Origin of the sequence: Nocardia sp. NPDC059691 (assembly GCF_042733915.1) — a bacterium.
Lineage (GTDB): Bacteria > Actinomycetota > Actinomycetes > Mycobacteriales > Mycobacteriaceae > Nocardia > Nocardia sichangensis.
This window is the reverse complement of the sequence record NZ_JBHWFB010000001.1, coordinates 751,855-776,342: the sequence shown is the minus strand read 5'-3', so window position 1 is coordinate 776,342 and position 24,488 is coordinate 751,855. Positions and strand designations below refer to the sequence as shown.

Annotated in this window: 19 protein-coding genes and 1 pseudogene; 2 read left to right on the top strand and 18 right to left on the bottom strand. The window is 67.8% G+C overall.

Annotated features, from left to right (window positions below):
* Positions 1 to 98: 98 nt before the first annotated feature.
* The 15 genes and pseudogenes from fadD32 to ACFV2O_RS03395 all read right to left on the bottom strand — a co-directional run.
* Positions 99 to 2,012 carry a long-chain-fatty-acid--AMP ligase FadD32 gene (gene fadD32 / locus ACFV2O_RS03465; protein WP_355073128.1) on the bottom strand — a complete coding sequence of 638 codons (1,914 nt, stop codon included), beginning with the start codon at positions 2,010 to 2,012 and terminating at the stop codon, positions 99 to 101.
* Between the two features lie 190 nt (positions 2,013 to 2,202).
* The gene (locus ACFV2O_RS03460) at positions 2,203 to 3,246 is read right to left on the bottom strand and encodes an LLM class F420-dependent oxidoreductase (protein WP_356963344.1); all 1,044 of its coding nucleotides are present in this window, start codon (positions 3,244 to 3,246) and stop codon (positions 2,203 to 2,205) included.
* A gap of 170 nt (positions 3,247 to 3,416) precedes the next feature.
* Positions 3,417 to 4,409, bottom strand: a complete 993-nt coding sequence (locus tag ACFV2O_RS03455; protein WP_379250133.1) for a cutinase family protein — start codon at positions 4,407 to 4,409, stop codon at positions 3,417 to 3,419.
* Positions 4,400 to 4,897: a DUF732 domain-containing protein gene (locus tag ACFV2O_RS03450; protein ID WP_379249873.1), complete on the bottom strand. Its 498-nt coding sequence runs from the start codon at positions 4,895 to 4,897 to the stop codon at positions 4,400 to 4,402. Before ACFV2O_RS03450 ends, ACFV2O_RS03455 begins: the two co-directional genes overlap by 10 nt.
* A 630-nt stretch (positions 4,898 to 5,527) precedes the next feature.
* Positions 5,528 to 7,327, bottom strand: a complete 1,800-nt coding sequence (locus tag ACFV2O_RS03445; protein WP_379250131.1) for an alpha/beta hydrolase-fold protein — start codon at positions 7,325 to 7,327, stop codon at positions 5,528 to 5,530.
* Between the two features lie 222 nt (positions 7,328 to 7,549).
* The gene (locus tag ACFV2O_RS03440; protein ID WP_355073137.1) at positions 7,550 to 8,590 is read right to left on the bottom strand and encodes an alpha/beta hydrolase family protein; all 1,041 of its coding nucleotides are present in this window, start codon (positions 8,588 to 8,590) and stop codon (positions 7,550 to 7,552) included.
* 886 nt (positions 8,591 to 9,476) lie between these two features.
* Positions 9,477 to 10,538 (bottom strand): alpha/beta hydrolase family protein, encoded by a 1,062-nt coding sequence (locus ACFV2O_RS03435; protein WP_364432894.1) that lies wholly within the window; start codon positions 10,536 to 10,538, stop codon positions 9,477 to 9,479.
* 305 nt (positions 10,539 to 10,843) lie between these two features.
* Complete coding sequence (locus ACFV2O_RS03430) at positions 10,844 to 11,911, bottom strand: alpha/beta hydrolase family protein (RefSeq protein WP_355073141.1); 1,068 nt, start codon at positions 11,909 to 11,911, stop codon at positions 10,844 to 10,846.
* A 229-nt stretch (positions 11,912 to 12,140) separates the two neighbouring features.
* Positions 12,141 to 14,072, bottom strand: a complete 1,932-nt coding sequence (gene zomB, locus ACFV2O_RS03425; RefSeq protein WP_379250129.1) for a flagellar motor control protein ZomB — start codon at positions 14,070 to 14,072, stop codon at positions 12,141 to 12,143.
* A 4-nt stretch (positions 14,073 to 14,076) separates the two neighbouring features.
* Positions 14,077 to 15,003 (bottom strand): decaprenyl-phosphate phosphoribosyltransferase, encoded by a 927-nt coding sequence (locus ACFV2O_RS03420; RefSeq protein ID WP_355073143.1) that lies wholly within the window; start codon positions 15,001 to 15,003, stop codon positions 14,077 to 14,079.
* 1 nt (position 15,004) lies between these two features.
* Positions 15,005 to 15,565: a phosphatase PAP2 family protein gene (locus ACFV2O_RS03415; protein ID WP_355073744.1), complete on the bottom strand. Its 561-nt coding sequence runs from the start codon at positions 15,563 to 15,565 to the stop codon at positions 15,005 to 15,007.
* 74 nt (positions 15,566 to 15,639) lie between these two features.
* On the bottom strand, positions 15,640 to 17,574 hold the full coding sequence (locus tag ACFV2O_RS03410; RefSeq protein ID WP_356963503.1) for a glycosyltransferase: 1,935 nt from the start codon (positions 17,572 to 17,574) through the stop codon (positions 15,640 to 15,642).
* A 7-nt stretch (positions 17,575 to 17,581) separates the two neighbouring features.
* Positions 17,582 to 18,808, bottom strand: a complete 1,227-nt coding sequence (glf, locus tag ACFV2O_RS03405) for a UDP-galactopyranose mutase (RefSeq protein ID WP_356963340.1) — start codon at positions 18,806 to 18,808, stop codon at positions 17,582 to 17,584.
* 244 nt (positions 18,809 to 19,052) lie between these two features.
* Positions 19,053 to 19,394, bottom strand: coding sequence for a hypothetical protein (locus tag ACFV2O_RS03400; RefSeq protein WP_379250158.1), 342 nt, complete (start codon positions 19,392 to 19,394; stop codon positions 19,053 to 19,055).
* Positions 19,393 to 19,773: pseudogene (locus ACFV2O_RS03395) on the bottom strand (SDR family NAD(P)-dependent oxidoreductase); the annotation flags it as partial. The gene ACFV2O_RS03400 and the pseudogene ACFV2O_RS03395, both read right to left, overlap by 2 nt.
* 108 nt (positions 19,774 to 19,881) lie before the next feature.
* On the opposite strand from ACFV2O_RS03395, the gene ACFV2O_RS03390 reads away from it, so the two are divergent.
* Positions 19,882 to 20,514, top strand: a complete 633-nt coding sequence (locus ACFV2O_RS03390) for a helix-turn-helix domain-containing protein (RefSeq protein WP_355073149.1) — start codon at positions 19,882 to 19,884, stop codon at positions 20,512 to 20,514.
* A 50-nt stretch (positions 20,515 to 20,564) separates the two neighbouring features.
* On the opposite strand, the gene ACFV2O_RS03385 is transcribed toward ACFV2O_RS03390, so the two are convergent.
* Both ACFV2O_RS03385 and ACFV2O_RS03380 read right to left on the bottom strand, forming a co-directional pair.
* Entirely contained in the window at positions 20,565 to 21,323 is a 759-nt protein-coding gene (locus tag ACFV2O_RS03385) for a MerR family transcriptional regulator (protein WP_379249869.1), read from the bottom strand.
* 51 nt (positions 21,324 to 21,374) lie between these two features.
* Positions 21,375 to 22,352 (bottom strand): EamA family transporter, encoded by a 978-nt coding sequence (locus tag ACFV2O_RS03380; protein ID WP_379249867.1) that lies wholly within the window; start codon positions 22,350 to 22,352, stop codon positions 21,375 to 21,377.
* A gap of 104 nt (positions 22,353 to 22,456) precedes the next feature.
* On the opposite strand from ACFV2O_RS03380, the gene ACFV2O_RS03375 reads away from it, so the two are divergent.
* Complete coding sequence (locus ACFV2O_RS03375; protein WP_364432878.1) at positions 22,457 to 22,957, top strand: MarR family transcriptional regulator; 501 nt, start codon at positions 22,457 to 22,459, stop codon at positions 22,955 to 22,957.
* A 72-nt stretch (positions 22,958 to 23,029) separates the two neighbouring features.
* On the opposite strand, the gene ACFV2O_RS03370 is transcribed toward ACFV2O_RS03375, so the two are convergent.
* A complete protein-coding gene (locus tag ACFV2O_RS03370; RefSeq protein ID WP_379249865.1) occupies positions 23,030 to 24,412 on the bottom strand; it encodes a SpoIID/LytB domain-containing protein in 1,383 nt (460 codons plus the stop codon).
* Positions 24,413 to 24,488 lie beyond the last annotated feature (76 nt).

The following is a 24,488-nucleotide window of genomic DNA, read 5'->3' as shown; positions in this document are numbered from 1 at the left end:
GCTACCTGTCTGCGTACCGGGCGTACCGGGTTTGACGCTCGGCGCTCGAGAAGCTCGGCGCCGAGCGTCGATGGTCGGTCCGAGGCCGCCCCTGGCAATTACTCTTCCGGTGCATCGGGGAAAGCCTGCTGGGTGTAACCACCCCGCAGCGTTCCCTCCAGATAGGCCGCCCGGCAGGCGCGGCGGGCGATCTTGCCGCTGGAGGTGCGCGGGATCGATCCCGCGGGCACCAGCAGCACGTCTCGAACGGTCACGCCGTGGCGCTGGGAGATCGCCGCGCGCACCGCGTCGGCGATCGGCAGCGGATCGGCCTTGCCCGCACCGGGACCGCGCTCACCCACGATGACCAGCTGCTCGGACGCGTCGTCAGCGTCGAACTGCAGGCCGGAGTGGCTGCCCTGCTCGAACACCTCGGCCGGGAGCTGGTTGGCGGGCACCGAGAACGCCGCCACGAAGCCGGGACGCAGCGCGGTGCTGGCCTCCTGCGCGGAGAACTCGAGGTCCTGCGGGTAGTGGTTGCGGCCGTCCACGATGACCAGGTCCTTGACCCGGCCGGTGATGTAGAGCTCGCCCTCGAAGTACACGCCGTAGTCGCCGGTGCGCATCCAGTTCGCGTCCGGCTCGGTGCCCTCGGCGTGACTGCCCTCGGACAGGCGCTCGGTGACCTTGTTCTGGAACGTCGCCGCCGTCTCGTCGGGACGGCCCCAGTAGCCGATGCCCATGTTGTTGCCGTGCAGCCAGATCTCGCCGACGTGCCCGTCGGGCACCTCGCGACCGCCGCCCGACTCCACCGACTCCGGATCGATGATCGTCGCCCACTGCGAGAGCGCGATGTAGCCGCAGGACACCTGCGCGATCGCGTTCTCGTGACCGGGGTCGACCTTCACCATGCGGCCCGCGTTGAGTTCCCTGCGGTCGACGTAGGTGACCTTGGCCTCGTCCTCGGCCTTGGTGGCGGAGACGAACAGCGTGGCCTCGGCCATGCCGTAGCAGGGCTTGATGGCGGTCTTGGGCAGCCCGTAGGGGGCGAACGCCTCGTTGAACTTCTTCATCGACGAGGTGGTCACCGGCTCACTGCCGTTGATCAGGCCGATGACGTTCGACAGATCCAGCGACTCGCCGTTCTTCGGCAGACCGCGCGCCGCGGCGTGCTCGAACGCGAAGTTCGGTGCGGCGGCGAAGGTTCCGGCGCCGTCGGAAACCGCGGCCAGCTCCTTGATCCACCGGTAGGGACGGCGCACGAACGCGCTCGGCGACATGATGGTGATGTACTTGCCGCCCACCGCGGGCAGGATCACCGTCAGCAGGCCCATGTCGTGGAACAGCGGCAGCCAGGTGACGCCGCGTGAGTTCCAGTCCAGGTTGATCGCGTCGACCATCTGCAGCAGGTTGGTGCCCACCGCGCGGTGCGTGATCTCCACACCCGCGGGCACCCGGGTGGACCCCGAGGTGTACTGCAGGTAGGCGATGTCGTCGATCGCGATGTCCGGGCGCACCCAGCTCTCGCCGACGCTGTCGGGAATCGCGTCCACCGCGATGATGCGCGGGCGCTGGGCGGCGGGCAGCGAGCGGAAGAACTGCCGGACCCCGGCCGCGGAGGAGCTCGCGGTCAGGATGGCCGAGGGCTCACAGTCGCCGAGCACCGCGTGCAGGCGATCGGTGTGGCCCGGCTCGTCCGGGTCGAACAGCGGGACCGAGATGGTGCCCGCGTAGATCGCGGCGAAGAAGGAGATCACGTAATCCAAGCCCTGCGGCGCGAGGATCGCGACCCGGTCACCCGGGTTGGTCACCTGCTGCAGTCGAGCGGCCACCGCGCGCAGCCGAATACCGAACTCACGCCACGTCAACTCCTGCGCCTCACCGTCGCGCTCGCGCGAGTAGTCGATGTAGCGATACGCCAGGGTGTTCGCGTCGTTCCGGGTGTGCTTCTCGACGTGATCAACCAGGGTGTGATCCTCGGGAATGCGGATGTTCCCGGTTTCGTCCAGGTAGTCGTCGAAAGTCTCTTCCATTCCTTCTTCTCCTCCGAGGCACACGCAGCAAGACGGCGAGATCGCCGCTTTTACCTGTGAGGCCCCGACTCGCTTTCGCCCGCGGGTGCTCCAAGTGCAGAGCCAGCCTGCAGATTTTGTGCGGTCTGCGCGGTGACCGCTTATCGGCTAGATGTACTCAAACCAGAGTCATGTTACAGAGAAGACCGGCTCACTCGTCCCGCAGCAGGGGAATAACGGGGGCGAACGCGTCCATCTGGGTGGGGAATACACCGACATAGGACATCGAGGTGAGCTGCCGCACACGGCGGATCTGCTCGGCGATCTCCTCGAATGTCCCGATCGCCACGTAGGGCGAGTTCAGGATGTCCTCGACGGACAGCTGCACATCGACCTCCAGGTTCGGGTGCAGTCCCCGGTCCAACGCCGACAGCGCCATCTCCGCGGTCTTCTCGCGATCGTCGGTGATCACGATGGCGGTGATGGCCCAGTTCAGCTCGATGTCGGCGAACCGGTCACCGGCGGCCTCCTTGATCAGATTCACCTTTTCCACGGCCTTCTCGATGGTGATACCGGAGAGCAGGCCCTTGCCGTTCTTGGTGGTCACGGGAACGACGGAGACGATGTCGGCGTGCTTGGCGGCCAGCCGCAGCATCTTCGGACCGCCGCCGCCGGTGCAGATCGGGGGGCGTGGGCCCTGCCGCGGGCGTGGGGTCCCCTTGACGCCGCGGACCTGGTAGTGCTTGCCCTCGAAGGTGCACTCCTGGCCGCGCAGCAGCACGTCGAGAATGGTCAACGACTCGTCCAGCTTCTCCAGCCGGACACCGGGCGACTCGTACGGGATGCCCGCGTTCTCGAACTCCTCCTTGATCCAGCCCGCGCCGACGCCGACCTCGAGCCTGCCCTTGGACAGCACGTCGATGGTCGCCAGATCCTTGGCCAGCACGACGGGGTGGCGGAAACCGTTCGCCAGCACCGACGTGCCGAGCCGGATCTTCTCGGTGGCCTGGGTCAGCGCGCCGAGCGCGGCGATCGGCCCGATCTGCTCACCGAGGTGGTCGGGCACCACGAAGGTGTCGAAGCCGTACTCCTCGGCCTGCTGAGCGGTCTGCACGAACTTCCGCGCGCCGCCCTCCTGCTTGTTTCCTTCCCCGGCCGCCGCGAAGCGGAACGGGCGCAACGGAGTGCCCAGCGCGGACAACGCAGCATCCGCGTCACGGCTCGCCGTGGTGGCCGGTGCGGCGGCTTCTGTCATGAACTCATGCTCCTGGCTGTAAGGAAAATACGGGCGCGACGCCCGCTTCGGGTCCGCGCTGGGGTGGTGCCCGGCGTCGCGATCACCAGCGCACTTTACAGCGTGCTACCCAACTCGAGTTGCGCTTGTCACGCCAATCGGGTGCGGGGTATCTCACGGGCTGTGAATTTTCACGAATGAGCCGGATGCGGCGCTGTCTCGATGAGTCCGGCCGCCCAGTTCGCCGTCCACTGCGTCGCGGTGTTGCCGTCGCCGTCGACGACGAAACTGTTGTAGAGGGTGTGCACCGGGTTTCCCGCGGCCCGGACCAGCGTGTTCACGCTGCCCAGGATGTTCAACGGACTCAGCGCCTCCCGGGGTGCGTCGCAGATCAGATCGCCGGGCGCGCACATGGTGTAGGTGCGCTCGGCCAGCGTGCCGAAGCCCCCTTGACGCGGACCGGTCATCGTGATGCCGGGCACGTTCAACCCCTTCAGCGCGACTTCGGCACCCACACCCGGCGGCGGGGTGCCGATCTGGATCGCCTGGCCCGGGCCGTTGTCGCCGGTACGGCGTCCGTCGGCGATCAACGTCACGCCCAGCACCAGATCGGCGGGCACCGGGCCCGCGCCCGCACCGATCTGCGCGGCGACGTCACCCGCGATCACCGCGCCCTGGGAGAACCCCGCGAGCACGTAGGTGGTCAGCGGGCACTCCTGGTGCCGCGCGGCCATGGCGTCGACCATCCGCTGGGTGCCCTCGGATCGGCTGTTGTTGTACGACTGCTGGCCGTCCGGCGGGATCGCGATCGGATTGGAGAACTGCGCGACGTACGGAACGGTGTACACGTCCACCCGCTCGCTCGGGAACCGCTGGGTGATCGGGCCGGAGACGTTGAGCATCAGCGACACCGGGTTGGCGGTCGGATTGTGCGGATCGTCGGCGCTGTTCGACTCCCACGTGCCGGGCACCGAGATCATCTGCACATCCGGACAGCTCGCGGGCTGCGAGGTCGGGCGTTCCGGAGGTTTCGGCCCGGGGCCGGGCGGGCGCAAACGCCCTGCGAGCAGGTACCACAGCAGCAGGACCACCAGGATGATCAGCAGGATGCCGCCGATCACGAGCAGGCATCCCGCCGGCTTGGACCGGCGGGATGTCGAACGGACGCGCGAACTCACTGGCAGTACGTGGCGCGAGCGGTGGAGATGTAGATCTGCCCGGCCTTCTCCACCGGCATCTTCGCCGGGTCGAAGGACGGATCCGAACCTGCCATGGCGTTGACGAAGGTCATCAGATCCTGATCGGACGCGCCCGCGGCGGTGCCCTGGCAGACGTACGCGCCGATGCTCAGCGCGATGTCCGGGCTCGACGGGGTGACACCCTGCTTGGCCAGCTCGTCCAGGAACTTCTTGTCCTTGTCGGTGAGCTTCGAGGTGTCCGCGGGCGGGACGGCTTCGGTCGGCACCGGCTGCGGACGCTCGGGCGCCACCGTCGTGGTGGGCTGCTCCGGCGCGGGAGCGGGCCGGCCGGTTTCGGCGGGTGTCGAAGCGACCGGCGACGTGGTCGCCGCCGCTGCCGTCGTGGTGCGGGTAGGCGATGGCGTGCTCGTCGCGGTCGAATCATTGTCGCCGCACGCGGCGAGCAGGCCGGTTGCGGCAATCGCCACAACCACGCCGAATACCTTTCCACGGGTCCGATGCATGAATTCTTGTCCTCGATCTGTCACTGAGCGGGGTCGGGTCGCCCACCAGGCTAGCTGGGTCCGATTTGCAGCGCCTGCGGCGCTGCGTGTTCGCGGCCCCTTTATGGCTCGCGTCCGAGCGACCGCCGCTGGCGACTTCGTCGCGGACGCGGCGGCCACTCGGACGCGAGCCGGGCCGCGAACGGCGCATGCTCGGTCTCGCTTCGCTCGAAACCGGGAGCTGCGCCGACGTGCTCGTATACATGTCAGCTCACCAACCGATGCATGCTTCCCGGCACTTGGCCAAGGCCCGACGCACAACTTCCATCTGGCCGGGCGGGCGACGCCGTAGCCGCCGAACTGGCCGAACCGAACCAGGTGGCGCACTCGCGGCAGCTGCCGCTGCGGCCGACACAGGTCGCAAGGCGGGTGATGGTCCGCCCGCCGACGACAGCGGAGCGAACACTGTGTGCGCTGCGCTGACCGAGCCGGGACCGGCAACCCATTCGTGCGGTCGATCCGGAAGCCGCGCACGACCTGACCGCAGGCGCATCCGCTAACACGTGGCGCGGGTCGGGCAGGTCGGGTGAGAGCGCGCGGGCTGCCGTGCACCGGTCGCACTCAAAGCGCGTGCAGTTCCGGTTTGCCGTCGCGCAGCGTGATGAAACCTCCCTGGAAGTTCTGCTGCACGCCGTCGGAGATGGGGAACTCGTCGCCGGTGGGGAAGCCGAGTTTGCCGTTCTCGTAGCCGGCGTCGCGCCAAGCATCCAGTATCGGGCCGTTGCGGACCGCCCAAGCGCCGGACACCGGGCTCCAGTAGATGGTCCCGCCTTCGAATCGGCTGAAGCGGCCCGCGTCCTTCACCGTCTGCTCTTCGGCGACCGGGAAGCCGAGCGGACTGTTCTCGAAGCCCAGCTGGGCGTACTTGCCGAGGATCAGGCCTTGGACGCGGTGCACGCCGGTGGCCTGGCTGTAGTAGAACGGACCGTTCTCGAAGGCTTGCACGGCGCCGTCGCGACTCGGTGTCTTTGCCTCCGGCGCTGTCGGGTAACCGGCGGGACCGCGTTCGAACCCCTGCTTGCCCCACTCGTCGTAAATTGCGCCACGCACCATTTGAGCTCCGGTCTGCGGCGTCCAGTACAGCGCGCCGTGCTGGAATGCCTGGAACCGGCCGCGGCCGTCTTCCAGTGCGCGTTCCTCGCCCGTCGGCAGCCCGAGCGGTCCGGTAGGTCCTCCGGCCGCCTGGTAACCGGGCCCGAATACGCCGCCGACCGGGTAAGCGCCGCTGTCCGGCGCGAAGAACACCCGGCCGCCCTTGAAGTCCTGCGCGGTGCCTCCTGCCACGGCGTACTCCCCGGTGAGGCAGTCACCGAGCCAGCCCGCCGCGGCTGCTACCGGGCCGATCGCGCCGCCCGGCTGACAGGCGGGCTTGCCCTGATCGACGCCGAGCGCGGACGCGGCCTGGGTCCAGGACTGGCGCATCTCGAAGTCCCAGTACGGCCAGGAATGGGTGCCGGACGGGCGATAGTTCACCTGCGCGGGAATGGCCAGCTTGGACAGCTTGGTCACGAAGTTCTGCGAAGTGAGCCGGGAGAGGATCTCCAATCCCATGCCCGCGATGTTGGTGCTCACCCCGGGAATGCCGAGGGCGTGGTCGTAGGGACCGATCGCGCCGCTGCCGCTGGAGACGTAGAGACTGACTCCTCGCAGCTTGTCGGCCAGCACGTACGGGTCGTGCGCCTCCCACTCCGGGTCCGTCTGCCTACCCCACATGGCGGCGGAGTCGAAGCCGCCCGCATCCCGCATGGCGAACTCGATGGCCTGCGGCATGCCCAGCGTCGTCGTGGTCAGGAAGCCCGAATACGACGCGGCGTGCCGTACGAAGCCCGGATTGCGGGCGGCGAGGAACATCGCGGCCGTGCCACCCATCGAGAGGCCTTCCACGCCCCGCACGGGTGTCGCACGCCAATGACTCTCCAGCAGCGGCGGAAGCTCCTTGGTGAGAAAAGTCTCCCACTTGTAGGTACGGCCGTTGTCCGGCTGGAGCCAGTCGGCGTAGAAGCTGGCCTGCCCACCCACCGGCAGCACCACGGTGACGTTCTTGTCGGCGAAGAAATCGACCGCCCCCGCCTCCTTCGTCCAGCCGCTCTCGTCGTCGGTCGCGCGCAGACCGTCGAGCAGGAACAGGACGGGGAATCTGGCCTCCGGGTGGGCGTTCCAGTCTCTGGCCAGCAGCAACTGGACCTGGATCGGCACTCCCATGGACGGCGAGGTCACCCACAGCGCGACGCGACGGTCGCTGAGCCACTGGACCTTCTCCAGCGCGGGCGCGGCCACGGCCGCCGTTGGCTCCGCGACGGCGGGAACCTCGACGGACACGCTCGCGGCTAGCGGGATCACCATCGTGGCGGCGAGCAGCATGAGCCGCTCGCGTGCCGAACGCGCGACGAGACGCCCGCGTATGTCACAGCTACCGCGCGTAATCCCTGCCACAAAAGCTTTGTACTCCCGTTATAGCGACGTTTACGGGAGACACGCGCTGTCCAGCAAACAATGTTCGCTGTCACGCGATCATGGCTGCCCCCGAACGCAATTCAGGCCGCACCGAATCGGTGCGGCCTGAATGCGACGAGGCGGATCAGATCACCAGGCGCCGGTGGCGTCCAGGATCATGTTGCGCGAGGCGAACAGCTGCCCCTCCCAGTACTTCCAGGAGTGGGTGCCCGCGGCCGGGAAGTCGTACCGGGCGGGGATGCCCAGCGAGTTCAGGCGAGCCTGGAACGCGCGGGTGTTCACCAGCGAGAGGGCTTCCAGCGCCATCCCGTTGCCGGTGTTGAACACGCCGACCGCCGAGTTCGGCTGGTCGAACTGGCCCGGCAGGCCGCTGGCGGCCGAGATGTACATCGGCAGGCCGCGCAGCTGCGGCGCGAAGACGAACGGGTCCATCCGCAGCCACTGCGGGCTCCACGGCGCGGCCATCGAGTCGACGTTGAAGCGGCCCGCGTCCAGCATCGCGACGCGGATCGCCTCACGCATACCCGGCGCGGAGATGTTCAGGTAGCCCGAGTAGGAGGCGGCGAACTTGAACTGGTCGCGGTGGTAGGCCGCCAGCGCCAGCGCCGCGCTACCGCCCATGGACAGGCCGACGACCGCGTTGTTGGTGCGCGAGACTCCGTAGCCCTCCAGGAAGGCGGGCAGTTCCTTGGTGAGGAAGGTCTCCCACTTGTACGTGGTCTTCTGGCCGTTCAGGTTCGACGGCGCGTACCAGTCGGTGTAGAAGCTGGACTGGCCGCCGACCGGCATCACCAGGGTGATGTTGTCGTTGCCGAACTGCTGCAGCGCGTTGGTCTCGAACGACCAGGCGTTGCGGTCGTCGCGGGCGCGCAGACCGTCGAGCAGGTACAGCGCCGCGTTGCCGCCGCGTGCGGCCCACTGCACCTGCACCTTGATCGGGCCCATGCTGGACGGGACCATCAGGTCCTCGAAGCCGCCCGCGGGCGCCCGCAACACCGGCGTGTGCACCGACGGCGCCGCTGCGGCGAGAGTCGGGGTTGCCAGGCCTGCGGCGATCGGTAGCGCCAGCGCGGCGGCACCGACAGCCAGAATTCGATTACGCCAACCGCGAGCCGCGCCTCGCCGTCCCGACTGTGTTCTCTTCGGCGCGGCCGCCCTGCCGAAACGCATGAATCCTGCTCTCTTTCTGCTGTTGTGGTGCCACTCGCCGCCCGAGGGGCGAAGCGGCACCCGTGTTGCCAACGAGACGCGCGTCACGGACATGGTCCCGACAATCCGATCCCCATGACGGCGCTACAACGATCTGGTCACACTTGCGCTCGCTGGACGATATTCGACGCCCCCCGCTTTAGCAAGATCCGGGTCTTTCCACTGGCCGAAATCCATCCGTTCACGCAAGGTAATGGTGCGGTGACCTTATCGCGTTCTCGCGGTGATGTCGTGCTGGAACGCAAGATATTCGCGCTCCTGGCGGGAACTGTCACCGACCCGAGATCTTCGCAATCCCGACACCCCCAGCGGCCTCCCCGCAGGCCTTCGGCGCCTCCGAGCGACGAGGCGGAGTCCACCGAAACCAGTGACCGAACCGTGATCGGAACCGAGATCTGCCGTGATAGCCACAGAGGCGACTTCGGGCAAACAGCACCAAGCAGTGATAACCACTCAACAGCGATCATGTAGCAAACATGAGGTGGAATGCCCCCGGACTTCCCCGCACCGGCCCCACAGACCCCCTACTACCTACCCCACTCCCCCTAAGCTGGCTCCCCCGAGAACGCGCCTCCCTGGTTCAAAACGACCACTACGCAGCCCCTACAGCCAGGAAGACAACTGCACAAACCGCAAACAAATGCCCCCGCCAATCCCGCCGCACACCAGAAAGCGCAAGTTCCCCACACACTGAACCCACTCGGGTGCGAGTCTTACGAGCGCCGTTCGCGGCCCGGCTCGCGGCAGAGTGGACGAAGCGCATGCGCCGCAGGCGCGAGTCTCGTCCGCTCTGACGCGAGCCATAGGGGGCCGCGAACACGCGGCGCCGCAGGCGCCGCCAAAAGATTCAGCCGATGTTCGCCGACATATCCGGGATCATTCGCATGGCCTCGTCAGCCCAGTTGTTCCAGGCGTGAATACCGAACGGCGGGAAGGAGTAGACGGCGTTGCCGCCACCCAAGGTCGCCATCCGGACCTGGAACGCGCGAGTGTTCGCCAGCGCCAGGCTCTCCAGCCCCATGCCGTTGAGGGTGCCGAAGCTCGGCGGGTCGCCGGCCGAGGGCAGTCCGCTGGCCGCGGCGATCCACAGGCGGGTGCCGTTGCGGATCAGGTTGGGCGCGAACACGAAGGGGTCCATCCGCAGCCACTGCGGGCTCCACGGCGGCGCCATCGCGTCGACGTTGTAGCCGCCCGCGTCCAGCATGGCGGCGCGGATCGCCTCCCGCATACCCGGCGCCGAGTTGTTCAAATAGCCGGAGAACGACCCCGCGAAGCTGAACTGATCCGGGTGGTAGGCCGCCAGGGTGAGCGCCGCGCTGCCGCCCATCGACAAGCCGAAGGCGCCGTTGCGGTTGGGGTTGAACCCCAGCCGATCGCGCAGCGCCCAGCGCAGGTTGTTGGTCAGGAAGGTCTCCCACTGATACCGGTAGCTCTTGCCGGGCCCGCCCGCGAACCCGTCCAGCCCGCCGGAACCGGTGCTGGAGCCCGCGCCCGCCGGGACGCCGAAGAACTCGCTGGGCGCGATCCAGTCGGCATAGAAGCTCGACATGCCACCGACCGGCATGACCACGTTGATGTTCTGGCTCGCCAGGACTTGCGGGATATTGGTCTCGATCTCCCAGCCGTTCAGCGTCTCCGGCGCCCGCATGCCGTCCAGCACATAGGCGACGCGATTGGTGTTGCCGTCGGCGGCACGCAGGATCCGGGTCTTGATCGGACCCATGCCGGAATCGACCCAGAAATCGAAGGCCGCGGGGTCGAACGCCGCCGACGCCGTGGCGCCCACGCCCGCGACGGTCGCCCCGAGCGGCAGCAGCATCGCCGCGGCGATGCCGAGGGCGGACCGCCGCAACCACGAACCGGCTACTCGGGGCCTCTGGGGCCAGCGCTTCCCGCGCGCACTACGCATCACATCGACCTTTCCCTCAGGCGGCCCGGTCTGGCAAACTATTAGCAATCCCAACCGGCCCCTCGTCGGGCACCAGGACGAGACGCCCACCAAGAAACCGGACGAATCGACCTTGGTGCATGCTGTTCGGGTATCAATTGGAAACGAATGCCTTCATGTTGCTGGATGGTGATCCAGACCACAACTACCGAAGCCGTTTTCTCTTCGTATTCGTTGCCGAAGTACCCGCGGACGACCGGGTAAACGCCGAAAGGCCGCTCCGCGCCGATGGCGCGAAACGGCCTTTCCTCGCTATGACCGGGCTACTACCCGATGTTCGCGGACAGATCCGGGATCATCCGATAGACCTCATCGGCCCAGTAGTTCCAGTTGTGCACACCCACGGCCGGGAAGTCGTAGGTGACATTGTTCGCGCCCAGGGTGAGCATGCGGACCTGGAAGGCGCGCGTGTTGGCCAAGGCCAGCGTTTCCAGACCCATCGCGTTGAGCGTGTTGAAGCTGATGCCGTCCGCCCCGCTGGGCAGACCGCTACCGGCGGAGACCCACAGGCGAGTGTTGTTCGCCTTCAGTCGCGGCGCGAACACGAACGGGTCCATCCGCAGCCACTGCGGGCCCCACGGCGGCGCCATCGCGTCGATGTTGTAGCCGCCCGCGTCCAGCATCGCCACGCGCAGCGCCTCACGCATACCCGGCGCGGAGATGTTCAGGTACCCGGAGTACGAACCGGCGTAACGGAACTGGTCGGGGTGGTAGGCCGCCAGAGTGAGGGCGGCGCTGCCGCCCATGGAGAGACCGAAGATGCCGTTGCCGTTCGGGTTGAACCCGAGGCGGTCGCGCAGCGCCCAGCGGAGGTTGTTGGTGAGGAAGGTTTCCCACTTGTAAGTGCTGGTCTTGCCCGGTCCGCCAGCGGAACCGGTCAGCAGGCCGGAGCCGGAGTTCGCCGAACCGGTGGAGGACGAGCCCGCGCTGCCGAGGCCGAAGAAGTCGCTCGGGCCGTTCCAGTCGGCATAGAAGCTGGACTGGCCGCCGACCGGCATGACCACGTTGATGTTCCACTTGGTCAGCTCGCGCGCGACCTCGGTATCGATCTCCCAGCCACTGAGGTCGTTGCGCGCCCGCATGCCGTCCAGCGCGTACACCACGCGGCCGGTGTTGCCATCGGCGGCGCGGAAGATGCGCGACTTGATCGGCCCCATTTCGGAGTCGACCCAGAAATCCATGCCGTCCGGATTGAACGCGGCGGACGCCGGGGCGGCAGGGCCTGCCACCGACACCCCGAGCGGTAGCAGAACTGCCAGCGAAACCAGCATGGACCGCTTGAGCCAGGAACCCGCTCTTCGAGAATTAAGACGACGCCCGATCACGCCTCGCATCAGTTTCAACCTTTCGTTTGCACAGCGACAGCGGCAAGCCGTCCACACGGTAACCCGTCGATGCCCACGACCGGTGGACGCCAGGCCGGGCATACGGTCGTAGCGTATATCGGTATCGACACGGTGGCGTTACCAAAAAGAGATAAAGCGGCGTACGCCACTTTATCTACCTCGCATAATGGGGCCATTGGGCCCACCGTGCCCGATGGGCCCAATGTGATTCACGGGATCAGCGCTGCGGCGGGAAAGGATCGACCAGTCCGCACCGCTGGATCTCGTACTTCGGGACGCGATCGATGCGGTACTTCGCGAACCGCAACGCGTTGCGCAGGTTGTGCCGGAAACGCTCGAAGGTGAGCGGATCGCGGTAGGAGATCAACAACGCCTGGGTGTCCGGGCAGGACATCGCGGTGCGCGCCTGGGCGACCCACTTCTCGTCCAGGTACCAGGGCATCCACGGTTTCTTGTCCACCATGCCGGTGTCGACGACGACCCAGTCCGGGTACAGGCTCTTGTCGTGGCCGATCCGGCCGTCGGTGAGCCGGTCGGTGTGCGCGGCCAGTGGGTAGGCCAGACCCATCGGATCGATCACGGGCACGTCCAGCGGAACGTTCATGCTGGTCATGCCGAGATTCAGGAAGTAGACCGTGTGCCCGGCGCCGCCATCCGGAATCGGCTGGGGCGGCGGAGCGATGTACCAGAACATGAACGACGGCGAGTTGAGCAGCAGACCGCCGTCCGGAGTGCCGGTGATGTCGTTGACCATCGCGCGGATGCGCGGGTAGTCCAAGTAGTCCTCGGCCAGGATCGGGTGGTCGTGCCCGGTGTTGAGCACGTAGTAGACGCGCTCGTCGACGATGCCGGTCGAAGTGATCTTGGTGCCGGTCTTGATCGCGGTGGTGTTCGCCGCGAACAGCGCCCACCCCGCGACGCCGACGAATGCCACCGCCAGCGCCGCGTAGGACCAGTCGGCGGCGGTGGCCGCGCGCACACCGCCCTGCGGCGCCCGGATCGGAATGACCGCGACCGGGAGCAGGAACAGGAACAGCTGGGGCAGCAGCATTCGGCCGTGCATGAAGTCGCCGCCGACCCGAAGCGCGTAGACGGTCAGGAGGAACCCGCTGGCCAGAACCAAAGCGACCACAGCGCCCGGCGAGCGCAACCACTCCCGGATCCGGCCGATCGACCAGCCACGCGCGTCTTCGTTTTCGGCACGCGCGTTCCGAGTCGCACCCGTGCGAGCGGCGAGCACACCGGCGATCAGCAATACCAGCAGCGGCGCCCACAGGAAGTACGGGCCGACGAGGTCCCACAGGTAGGTGAAGCCCTGCCCCCACTTGGCGCCGCCCGCGTCCTTCGCGACGGCGGTGTTCGGGTAGGGCAGGCCGTAGTAGCCCATCCGCCAGATCTGGTAGCCCAGCGGCACCAGTCCGGCCACCGCGACGATCACCGCGCGCAGCACGATCGGCCGCAGCCTGCTCTCGGGCATGGGCGCGCAGAAGATCATCAGCAGCGCGAGCGCGCCGACCAAGGTCATCTCGGGACGGATCAGGGGGGCCAGCCCGGCGAGGAAGACCAGTCCGAGCAGGCCGGGCAGGCGCACCGACTTGGCCTGGCTCCAGCGCATCAGCTGCCACCACAGCAGGCCGATCCAGCAGATCACCAAGCCGCTTTCCAGACCCGAGGTGGCGTAGTCGCGGGCCGGGGGCAGCGCGATGTAGACCAGCACGCCCGCGGGCAGCAACAGCCCGGTGCGGGTCCCGCCCCACAGGCGCGCCGAGCCGAGCATGGCGAACACGACCGCGGCCAGCGAGACGGTGAGCGCGACGCCGAGCACCACGTACTCGAGCCGCGCCTGGGTCAGCCAGCTGAAGAACCAGACCAGGTAGGTCCACGCGGTGCTGGTGTTGGTTTCGACGCGCTCGCCCTCGTTGAAGACGGGGCCGTTGCCCGCCAGCAGGTTGCGCACCGTGCGCAACACGATGAGACCGTCGTCGGCGATCCACCGCCGCTGCCAGCCCCCGACCGCGAAAAGAACAACGGTGAGCGTGATCCCACCGACGAACGTGGCTTTGGACAGACGCGCGAACCGCGACGCGGATCCGGACGACTCATCGGCCGACCGCTCCGCCGCGTATTCCGTTCGCTCCGCCACCAGCATCTCGTCAGGTGAGATAGACAGCGACACCTACCGCTCCGATCCAGGCGATTGCGAGGAACTGCAGGACGCGGTCCCCCAGCGCGATCTCTTCCGGCTCCCCGGCCTCGCCCCCATCGACGTCGACCGCGTAACGCAGGATTGCGATGGTAAACGGGACCATCGAGATCGCGAACCAGTTCGTGTCCTTGATGCCGTCCTGCTGGAACGCCCACAGCCCGTAGAAAACCACCACCGCCGTCGCGGCCAGCGTCCAGATGAAGCGCAGGTAGGTGGGCGTGTAGTACTCCAGCGACTTGCGGATCTTGGCGCCGGTGCCCAGCGCGATCTGCAGCTCCGCGTAGCGCTTGCCCGCCGCCATGAACAGCGATCCGAAGGCCATGATCAACAGGAACCACTGCGACAGCTCGATGTCGGCCGCGGCGCCACCGGCGACCGCGCGCAGCAGGAAGCCGGAGGACACGATGCAGATGTCCAGCACGGCTTGATGCTTGAGTCCGAAGCAGTAGGCCAGCTGGATGCCGATGTAGACCGTCATCACCACGGCGAGATGCCACGAGGCGAGGAACGAGCCCGCGATCGACCCGGCCAGCAGCAATGCCGACAGCAGGTAGGCCAGGTTCACCGGGACGACGCCCGCGGCGATCGGCCGGAACCGCTTGGTCGGATGCGCCCGGTCGGCCTCCACGTCGAGCGCGTCGTTCACCAGGTAGATGCCCGATGCCGCCATGCAGAACACCACGAAGGCGATGCCGACGTGCGCGAGCACGTCCACGTTGGTCGCCGTGCCCGCGGCCAGCGGAGCGGCGAGCACCAATACGTTCTTGACCCACTGCCGCGGACGGACTGCCTTGAACAGACCGCCGGCCAGCGTCTTGGGCGGGCCCTTGACTACCGCCTCGGCCAGGTCGGCGCCGGTCGGCTCTTCACTCATGTCAACGAAGGCTCTTTCTTGTGCGGTCATTGTCGAGTCTCTTTTCGGCGGCGAGCAGGGCGGCGGCGGACGCGGCGCCGAGCGCGGAACCGGCGAGCACGTCGGTGGGGTAGTGCACCCCGAGGACCACCCGCGAAAGCAGCATCGGGGGGACGAGCACCGCAGGCAAGGGTAGCCCGGTCAATCTGCCGAGCAACACGGCCGCTGCCGTCGTCGAGGTCGCGTGCGAGGACGGGAAACTGAGTTTGCTCGGCGTCCCCACGTTGACCTGCACCGACGGATCGTTCGGGCGCGGACGGCGAACGACGCGCTTGATGACGATCGAGGCCGCGTGCGCGCCGACCGCGCCGACCGCGACCCCGGCCCACTGTCTGCGCCGCGGCTTGTCCACCAGCCAGCCTGCGGCGGCGATGCCGACCCAGCCGAGCGCGTGCTCGCCGAAGTGCGACAGGCCACGCGCGGCGGACACCACGGCGGGCTTGCTACCGAGGGTGGCCTGCACCGCGTTGATGATCGCGACCTCCGGCGGCGCCTGCCCGGCAGGCGCGGGGTGCGCGGACACCGGGCCACCGTGACCGTTGGCGCTGTGCAGCGGCGACTGCACCGCCGCGTCGTCGGCGGCGCTCGCTCCGAGACTCACTGCTGCTCATCCTTCGTGTCGATGCCGAAGACCTTCTCCCACGCCGCGGTGCTGGTCAGCTGCGGGTGGGCGGCGCGGTAGCGCTGCTGCATCTCCGGGAAACGGGCGGCCAGCTCCTTGCGCAGACGCATGGCCTCCTTGAACAGGCCGAGCGCCTGGCGGGGGTCGCGCTTGCGGTAGACGACGCCGCGGCCGTCGGCCGTGGTGACGGTGACGCCGTCGACCTGCGAGAGCAGGAACCAGCGCGCGTCCAGCGTCGGCACGTTCAGCTGCGGGGTCTCGTGGTGTTCGGTGCGCGCGGAGCGGAAGTTGTGCACCACGCCCTTGGCCAGCCGCGCCACCTTGGCGATCGGATTGGCCGGCTCACCGACCGCCCCGACGCCGATGTGGCTGGCCAGCGGCAGTTCGGTGGACGAGGGCAGGATCACCGCGTCCGGATACTGCTTGCGCAGCTCGTGCACCGCCCCCAGAGCGCTGGGCAGTAGCTGGAACAGCCGTTCCGGGCCTGCGAGGAAATCGCGGATGGCGAGGTTCTGGATCGCGACCGTCGAGTACTCCAGGCACAGCAAATGCTTCAGCGTCGCCTTGATCGTGTTGACGACCATGCCGCGCCCGTTGCCCGGCAGGTGCAGCGAGGCGACGACCAGGCGATTGCGCAAGTGGAAGTACGCCTGCCAGTCGATGGCGTCGTCCTTGTCGCTCCAGGCCATGTGCCACACCGCCGCGCCGGGCAGCGTGACGGTCGGGTACCCGGCCGCGCGAGCGCGCAAGCCGTACTCCGCGTCGTCCCACTTCAGGAACAGCGGAAGCGGCTGGCCGAGCTCCTCGGCGACGCGCCGCGGGATGACACAGGTCCACCAACCGTTGAAGTCGACGTCGATGCGCCGGTGCAACAGCTTCGAGTTGTCCCGGTCCTTGAGCGGGTACTTCGAGAAATCGTGGTCGTACTCGACGTTCGGCGCCGCGGTCCACATGAAGATGCCGCGATCGACCACTTCGCCCATGACGTGCAGGTGCGAGCGCTCCTGCAGGTTGAGCATCTGACCGCCGACCAGGACCGGCGACTTCGCGAAGCGGGCGAAGGCCAGCGCGCGCAGGATGGAATCCGGCTCGATCTCGATGTCGTCGTCCATGTAGACGATGTACTCGGCGTCGGTGGTCTTCAGTGCCTCGTACATGACCCGGCTGTAGCCGCCGGACCCGCCGAGGTTGGGCTGGTCGTGGATGGAAAGGCGATCCCCGAGCGCGGCCGCCGATTCCGTGAAGCCGGGCTCGTCGACGACCTTCTTCGTGCCCTGGTCCGGGATGATGACGGCCGCGATCTTCTCCAGCACCAGCGGGTCGGAGCCGAGTGCGGCGAGCGTCTTCACCGCGTCGGTGGGCCGGTTGAAGGTGGGCATGCCGACCGCGATGCTGCCCTCTCCGGGCGCCTCGATCGGCGCGTACCAGCCGCCCGACAGCAGCGTGACCGCCGTGTCGGTGGTGATGTCGAACCAGATCCAGCCGCCGTCCTCGAACGGGCCCAGGTCGGTCTCGAATTCGACGACCACCGAGTCGGCGCCGGTCGCGACCGCGAATTCCTTGCCCTGCACGTGGATTCGCGAGCCGTCGGCCTTGGATCGGTACACGTCCACCCGGCCGTGACCGGCCAGTTCCAGCCGCAGCACCACCGAGGACAGGATGCTCCAGCGCCGCCAGTAGCTCGCGGGCAGGGCGTTGAAGTACGTGCAGAAGGAGACCTCGGACTCCGCGCCGATCGACAGCGACGTGCGGGTGGTCGCGTGCGCGCGCCTGGCGTTGGTCTGCGACTCCTCGACGTAGAGCGTGCGCACGTCCAGCGGCTCGCCCGGCCGCGGCAGGATGATGCGCTGCAACAGCGACTTGGCGCGGGTCTCGGTGGTCATGTCTTCCAAAATGGATTGGGAGGTCATTCCGCTCCTAAGCCTCCTGGTCCACGAGCGGCGCACCATCCGCCAGATGCGGGTGCAGCACGTTGTCGAACGTGCTCAGCGCGCTGCCGATCGCCATGTGCATGTCCAGGTACTGGTAGGTGCCGAGACGGCCGCCGAAGACGACCTTCGCCGTGGCGGTCTCCTGCTTGGCCAGCTCCCGGTAGGCCAGCAGTTTCGCCCGGTCCTCCGGTGTGTTGATCGGGTAGTACGGCTCGTCGCCGGTCTGCGCGAACCGGGAGTACTCCCGCATGATCACCGTCTTGTCGGTGGGGTACTCGCGCTCGGGGTGGAAGTGGCGCGGCTCGATGATGCGGGTGTAGGGAACGTCCGCGTCGTTGTAGTTCATCACCGAGGTGCCCTGGAAGTCGCCGAGCGGCAGCACCTCGGTCTCGAAATCGATGGTGCGCCAGCCCAGCTCGCCTTCGCTGTAGTCGAAGTAGCGGTCCAGCGGGCCGGTGTAGACGACCGGCGCGTCCGGGCTTTCGGCGCGCAACTGCTCGCGCACTTCGAACCAGTCGGTGTTCAGGCGCACCTCGATCAGGTCGGAGGCGGCCATGTTCTCCAGCCACTTCGTGTAGCCCTCGCGGGGCAGGCCCTCGTAGGTGTCGTTGAAGTAGCGGTTGTCGAAGGTGTAGCGGACCGGGAGGCGGGTGATGTTGCCCGCGGGCAGTTCCTTCGGGTCGGTCTGCCACTGTTTGGCGGTGTAGTCGCGGACGAACGCCTCGTAGAGCGGGCGGCCGATCAGCGAGATGGCCTTCTCCTCGAGGTTCTGCGCGTCCTTGGTCTCGATCTCCGAGGCCTGCTCCGCGATCAGCGCGCGCGCCTCTTCCGGCGAGAAGTAGCGGCCGAAGAACTGGGAGACCAGGCCGAGGCCCATCGGGAACTGGTAGGCCTGTCCCTTGTGCATCGCGAAGACGCGGTGCTGGTAGCCGGTGAACTCGGTGAACTGGGTGACGTAGTCCCACACCCGCTTGTTCGACGTGTGGAACAGGTGCGCGCCGTACTTGTGGATCTCGATCCCGGTTTCCGGATCCGGCTCGGAGTAGGCGTTGCCACCGATGTGGTGGCGCCGTTCGATCACCAGAACCCGTTTACCCAGCACGGAGGCGGCGCGTTCGGCAACGGTCAGCCCGAAGAATCCGGAGCCGACGACGATCAGATCGAACTGTGAGGCGGAATGGACGGAGGTACCCGGGGACGATGCGACGGTCACGGGAGCCCAGAGTATCGGAAGTCCCCGCCGCGTCCGGGTGGAGTCGGAACTGCGCTGAGCGAGACCACTCACCGCACCCGGTTTCACCTCCCTGACCTCAGTATTTCGCCGGATGTTTGCCCAAATGGACTTCTTCGGCAACTGACCGGTTGTTTACTGCTGCGGCCCAATGAGCGCGCACGGCTCCGGGTGCTCCCGGCCGCCGGAGCCGGTGCGCGCTCGAGTGATCTTCTCGAGACGGGTCTCAGACCGGGAAACCTACGTCGAGCTCCACCTTGTCCCGCTCGGTGTACAGCCGCCAATAGTGATCGCCGAGCTCGTCGCCGCTCATACGGACGATCTCCAGGCCCGCCGGGATCACTTCCGGATTGTCATCGATGATCTGCGCGGCTTTGCTGCCGTCGATCAGCACGCCGATGTTGAGCAAGCCGACGTAGACGCCGGTACCTCGCAGTTCCACCTCGAGCTGGCGCAGGTAACCGCGCTGCGCGGCCAGCGCGATGCCGAAGTTGGCCAGATAGGGCGCCACGTAGTGCTCGGACGAACCCGAGGAGAACAGCAGCGCGCCTTCGCCTCGCTCCACCATCTTCGGCGCGAGCGCGCGTCATCAGGATCGGCGAGTGCAGCTTCAGCGCGATGGGCGCATCGAGGGACGGGATGTCCACCGACAGGGTGTCATGGATGCGATCGCTCATGTTGCCCGCCGCGCCGTGCATGGCCGCGTCGATCGGCCCGAACGTCGCCTCGATCTTCTCGATCACCCCCGTGACCTGCGCGCCGACCGTGACATCCGCGGGAAAGGCCGCGGCCTCGATGCCTTCGGCCGTCAACTCCTCCGCGTGCCGCCGCGCCTTTTCGGGATCCCGGCCGATGACGGCCACCCGGAAGCCTTCGCGCCCGAATCGGCGTCCTGTGCCGACGCCGAGGCCGGGTCCATACCCGAAGATCGCGATGGTCTTGGACATTGCCACTCCTGTTAAGTTGAGACATGGTTCAAGTTATGCAGTCGACGGTAGCATTAAGTTGAACCAATGCTCAACATATGCGTGTTGCCCGATTTGTAGGATCGGCCCGTGGACAAGCCGTTACGCAGCGATGCCCAGCGCAATCGGGACGCGCTCGTGACCGCCGCCCGCGCCGTCTTCGAGGAACGCGGTCTCGACGCGCCGCTGAAAGAGATCGCCGCCCGCGCCGGGGTGGCCATCGGCACGCTCTACAACCGCTTCCCGACCCGCGACGACCTCATCGCGGCCGCGGTCGAGGACCGGATCGAAGCGGGCAGCCGTATCGCCGAGAACGCGCTCGCCATCGATGACCCGTGGGAGTCGTTCGTCTACCTGGTGGAGCAGGTGTGCGCTTTACAGGCCGCCGACCGGCTGCTCAGCGAACTCGCCGTGCGGGCCGCGCCCAGTCCTGCCATCGCGCAGGCCCAGGAATACGGCCACGGCCTGATGCGCCGGATCATCACCCGCGCGCAGGAAGCCGGCGCGCTGCGCGCCGACTGGGTACTCGAGGACATCGCGTTCATCACCTGGTCACACACCAGAATCGTCGAGGCGACCAGTCACATCGCCCCCGAAGCCTGGCGGCGCCACCTCGGTCTGATACTCGACGGCCTGCGCGCGGAGGCCGCCCACCCGCTTCCGGTGCCTCCGATCACGGAGCACCAATTGATGCACGCGCTCGGCCGCGACGACGAAAGTTGATCCGGCGGCCGGTACGCGCACATGCGTACCGGCCGCCGGAGAGTTGCGCTCTACAGCCGCTGCTCGGCGTAGACCTTCATCGCGTCGCGCACGAACTCGGCGGTGCCCGCGCCGTGCACGTCGTAGTTCGCCGCGAAACGCGGGTCGGCGACGTACATCTCGCCGAGGTTGACGAACGCCTCCCGCACCACCGGACGACCCTGCCAGCCGATGCCGATCCACTCGTAGTGGCGCTGGACGATGGCCTGCACCTCGTCGGCGTCGGGCGCGAGTCCGTCGGCGTGCGCTCGGCCGTAGTCGGCGGCGATGTCGAGATGGGTTTGCTGGAAGTTCTTCTTGTCCGCGTCGGACATCGAGCGCCACCAGCGGTCACCGCTCTCGTAGGCGTCCTTGCCCCAGCGTTCGATCACCTCGTCCTTGTACTTCGTGTGGTCGAAGCCGTCGAAAACTTCTGCTGCCACGAGTTGTTCACCTCTTTCCGTCTTGTGCAGCGTGGTTCGCACCGACTCGATCTGCCGCCGGATCCGATCCTGTTCCTGCCGGAGCAGTTCCAGGTGCGTACGCAACGCGGCGGCGGTTTCCTGCTCTCCGGCAAGGACTTCGGCGATGACCGGAAGGCCGAGGCCGAGTTCACGCAGCAGCAGGATGCGTTGCAACCGCACGAGGGAGTGCTGGTCGTAGTACCGGTAGCCGTTGGCTCCGATCCGGCTGGGCGGCAACAGCCCCAAATGCCCGTAATGGCGCAGCGTGCGACTGGTGGTACCAGCCGCCTTCGCCAGATCCTGGATGGACCACTCCTTGCCGCCCACGACCCGTCTTCCCTCGTGCTCTCGTCGGTGCAACCAGCTTGCAAGTTGACGTTACGTCAAAGTCAAGGCCTTCTCCGGCGAGGTTTCGGTGCCCACCGCAACGCTGGAGTCGCCAGCCGGAACGGGCGCGGGCTGAACCGGTTCCTTCGGCGCGCCGACCGCTTGGCCGAGCAGTGTGCTGCCCAGCGCGATCGCCATGCCGGCCATCTGGAGCGTGGTGAGCGCTTGCCCGAGCACGACCCATCCGATCACCGCGGCCGACACCGGGCTGAGCAATCCGAGGAAGGCCACCGAGGTGGCGGGCACTCGCGCTATGCCGCGGAACCAGAGCCAGTACGCCACCGCGGTCCCGATCACGCCGAGGTACAGATAGCCGCCGACCGCTTCCGCGTCCAGTGCGGGCGGGGCGCCTTCCACCAGCAGCGCGAGCGGAGCGATGAAGAGACCACCGGCGGTCAGCTGCCAGCCGGTGAGCGTCAGCGGGCCGACGCCGTCCGGTCGACCCCACTTCTTGGTCAGGACGGTGCCCATCGCCATCGACGCCGCGCCCGCCAACCCCGCGACCACCCCGACGACGTCGAGTTGCGCGTCGGCCCGCAGCACGACCAGCGCCACGCCGAAGACGCCGACCACCCCTGCGAACAACTTGCGCGCACCGGGATTCTCGCTCAGAGCCACGGTCGCGAAGGCGAGCGCGAACACCGGTGCGACCGCGCCGAGCACGCCCGCGACGCCCCCTGGCAGCCGGTAGGCGGCCAGGAACAGCAGCGGGAAGAACGCACCGATATTGAGCGCGCCGAGCACCGCCACCCGGCCGATCCACCGGCCGCGGGGGAGAACTCGCGTGATCGCGAGCAGCGCGAGTCCCGCGGGTAGGGCGCGCATGAGCGCGGTGAACAGCGGGCGGTCCGGCGGCAGGAACTCGGTGGTGACGGCGTAGGTGGAACCCCAGACGATCGGGGTGAGCGAGGTGAGCGCCAGGGTGGCCGCGACCGAGGCCTCGGCGGGCCCCGCGGTGCGTGTCGTCATACTTGACTCCTCATTGATAATCTCAACGTTGAAATACTTACCCGTCGAGTTGCCTCAGCGTCAAGTAGATGAACGTTGAGATTATTCCTGTAGAGAGGAGACTCATGTCCGACGCGGTGGACCTGTTCGGGCGTCAGTGGCAGCGCGAGCGCCCGGACGTCGACGTCTCGCCGATGCACGTGGTGGGCCGGATCCAACGCTTGGCGCGACTGGTCGACCAGGACCTGAAGCGGTTCTTCGGCGAGTTCGGCATGGAGTTCTGGGAATTCGACGTGCTGGCGACGCTGCGCCGCTCCGGCGCCGAAGACGGACTCACCGCGGGCGCGTTGCTCCAAGTCGCCATGGTGACCTCCGGCGCCATCACCAACCGGATCGACCGACTGGAGACCAAAGGACTGGTCGTGCGCAAACCGTGCGCGGAGGATCGCAGGGCCGTCCGGATCCACCTCACCGAGCAGGGCCGCACCCTCATCGACGACCTGCTGCCCAAGCACATGGCGAACGAACAGCGGCTGCTGGCGGCGCTCGACGCCGCCTCCCGCGAGCAACTGGCCGGATTTCTGCGCACACTGGCCGAGTCGCTCGGCGATACGCCGCCGGAGTAGCAGCCGCCCGGACACCACGACGACGCCCGGACCGGCACCCCGTCATCGAGAGGGCGCGGCAGAGGCCAGCGGTCAAGCGGGCCGAGATCCAGTGACCGGAGGCATGCCCACGGTCTCCGCAGGCGGACCGAGGGGCATCACACCGGCCGATGGCGGAGAACCGATGGCTGATGCCCCACCGTCAGGCGTGACGGCGCCGGGCCGAGCCATACCGCCCGCTTCGGGCCGAAGCGCGGCACCAGGCGCGCTGGGCGGGACCTGCTGCGCCCCAGCGACTTCCGGCACCACCTGCAACATGCGCGAATAGTCCACCACCTGCGCGCCAAGCGTGGGCGTCACGATGATCATGCCGTTGGTGTACATCCGGTAGATCCCCGCACGCTGCGGCAGGATCATCTGCGGTCCGACCGGCGCACCGAGGGAACTGTTCGCGCCGCCGATGCGGCGGTACTCGGCATCGATCGCCGACTCGGTGACCTCCGCCGCCGACTCGGTGACCGCCGCCTGCGTCCGTGGATCGCCGGCCGGAGCGGTGGTGAGCAGCTCCCCGGGCGCAGGCCCGACGTCCATGGTGTCGATATCCGCCGGTTCCCCACCGCCCGGTGCGGCGGAGTACTCCGTCCGCAGGATCCGGCCTTCGCGCACCAGTACCGCGCCCGCCGTAGCCGCGACGGCGGCCGCCGTCCGCGGGTCCTCCCGCGCGGTACCGGGATACTCCTGGCAGTCCGTCGTGTCGCACGTCTGCGCGTACGGATAACGCTGCTCGGCAAGGGCATACGAGCGGGCCGCGATCGCCTGGGCGCGCAACGCCTCGGAGGCTCCCTTGTCCGCCCAGTTGGGTGGCACCTCGGCCGGGACCACGCCGAGTAGATAGTCCTCGACATCCACCTGGTTGATGGTGCGGGCCGCGCCATCCTCGAGGGCGACGCCGAGGGCGCCGCGGTACGACGGACCACCGCACACCGTGAGATGTTCCGCTACAGGGCGATTCGGACGTGCGTCGATGGGATGAATCCAGGGGTCGTCGGTCGGCGCCTGCCACAGCACCTCACCGTCGCAGCCGACCGTCACCACCACATTCGCGCCGCCATCGGGCAGCGGCGTGAGGTGCGCGGCCTGGCCTGGCGGCAACTCTCGGCCCGCCACTCGCAGGCCGGTGGCGGCGAAGGCGTCGAGCGAGGAGCCGTCCTGTGCCGTGAGGCGGACCCGGACCGGGGTAGACGCGACGGCGCCGAGCGTCGCGCCGGGATAGTAGTGCGCGAGGATGCGATCGGCCGCCCACCCCGATCGGGCGCTTTCGAACGCGCCGACCTGGCTCAAGCCGCGGCCGTGCCCGGCTCCGGCCAGCGGGCGATACGGCGCGTCGGCCGGCCGGGCCGGAAGCGCGGCGAGGGCTCCAGCGATCACTCCGGATCCGATGAGCAACAGGGAAGCGCGCACCAGGAGGCCGATCACGCGCCGATGCGGCCGCCTGGCCAGATTCCGGCTCGTCGATATCGCCTTTACCTGCATTTTTCTGATCTCCGCATAC

What these genes read in the sequence shown, in the direction of transcription:
- ACFV2O_RS03430 (WP_355073141.1), bottom strand. Translation starts at nt 11,911, where the DNA reads ATGCGAGGCGTGATCGGGCGTCGTCTTAATTCTCGAAGAGCGGGTTCC.
- ACFV2O_RS03375 (WP_364432878.1), top strand. Translation starts at nt 22,457, where the DNA reads ATGTCCGACGCGGTGGACCTGTTCGGGCGTCAGTGGCAGCGCGAGCGC.
- zomB (WP_379250129.1), bottom strand. Translation starts at nt 14,072, where the DNA reads ATGCTGGTGGCGGAGCGAACGGAATACGCGGCGGAGCGGTCGGCCGAT.
- ACFV2O_RS03400 (WP_379250158.1), bottom strand. Translation starts at nt 19,394, where the DNA reads ATGGTGGAGCGAGGCGAAGGCGCGCTGCTGTTCTCCTCGGGTTCGTCC.
- ACFV2O_RS03435 (WP_364432894.1), bottom strand. Translation starts at nt 10,538, where the DNA reads ATGCGTAGTGCGCGCGGGAAGCGCTGGCCCCAGAGGCCCCGAGTAGCC.
- ACFV2O_RS03420 (WP_355073143.1), bottom strand. Translation starts at nt 15,003, where the DNA reads ATGAGTGAAGAGCCGACCGGCGCCGACCTGGCCGAGGCGGTAGTCAAG.
- fadD32 (WP_355073128.1), bottom strand. Translation starts at nt 2,012, where the DNA reads ATGGAAGAGACTTTCGACGACTACCTGGACGAAACCGGGAACATCCGC.
- ACFV2O_RS03410 (WP_356963503.1), bottom strand. Translation starts at nt 17,574, where the DNA reads ATGACCTCCCAATCCATTTTGGAAGACATGACCACCGAGACCCGCGCC.
- ACFV2O_RS03460 (WP_356963344.1), bottom strand. Translation starts at nt 3,246, where the DNA reads ATGACAGAAGCCGCCGCACCGGCCACCACGGCGAGCCGTGACGCGGAT.
- ACFV2O_RS03440 (WP_355073137.1), bottom strand. Translation starts at nt 8,590, where the DNA reads ATGCGTTTCGGCAGGGCGGCCGCGCCGAAGAGAACACAGTCGGGACGG.
- ACFV2O_RS03445 (WP_379250131.1), bottom strand. Translation starts at nt 7,327, where the DNA reads ATGCTGCTCGCCGCCACGATGGTGATCCCGCTAGCCGCGAGCGTGTCC.
- ACFV2O_RS03380 (WP_379249867.1), bottom strand. Translation starts at nt 22,352, where the DNA reads ATGACGACACGCACCGCGGGGCCCGCCGAGGCCTCGGTCGCGGCCACC.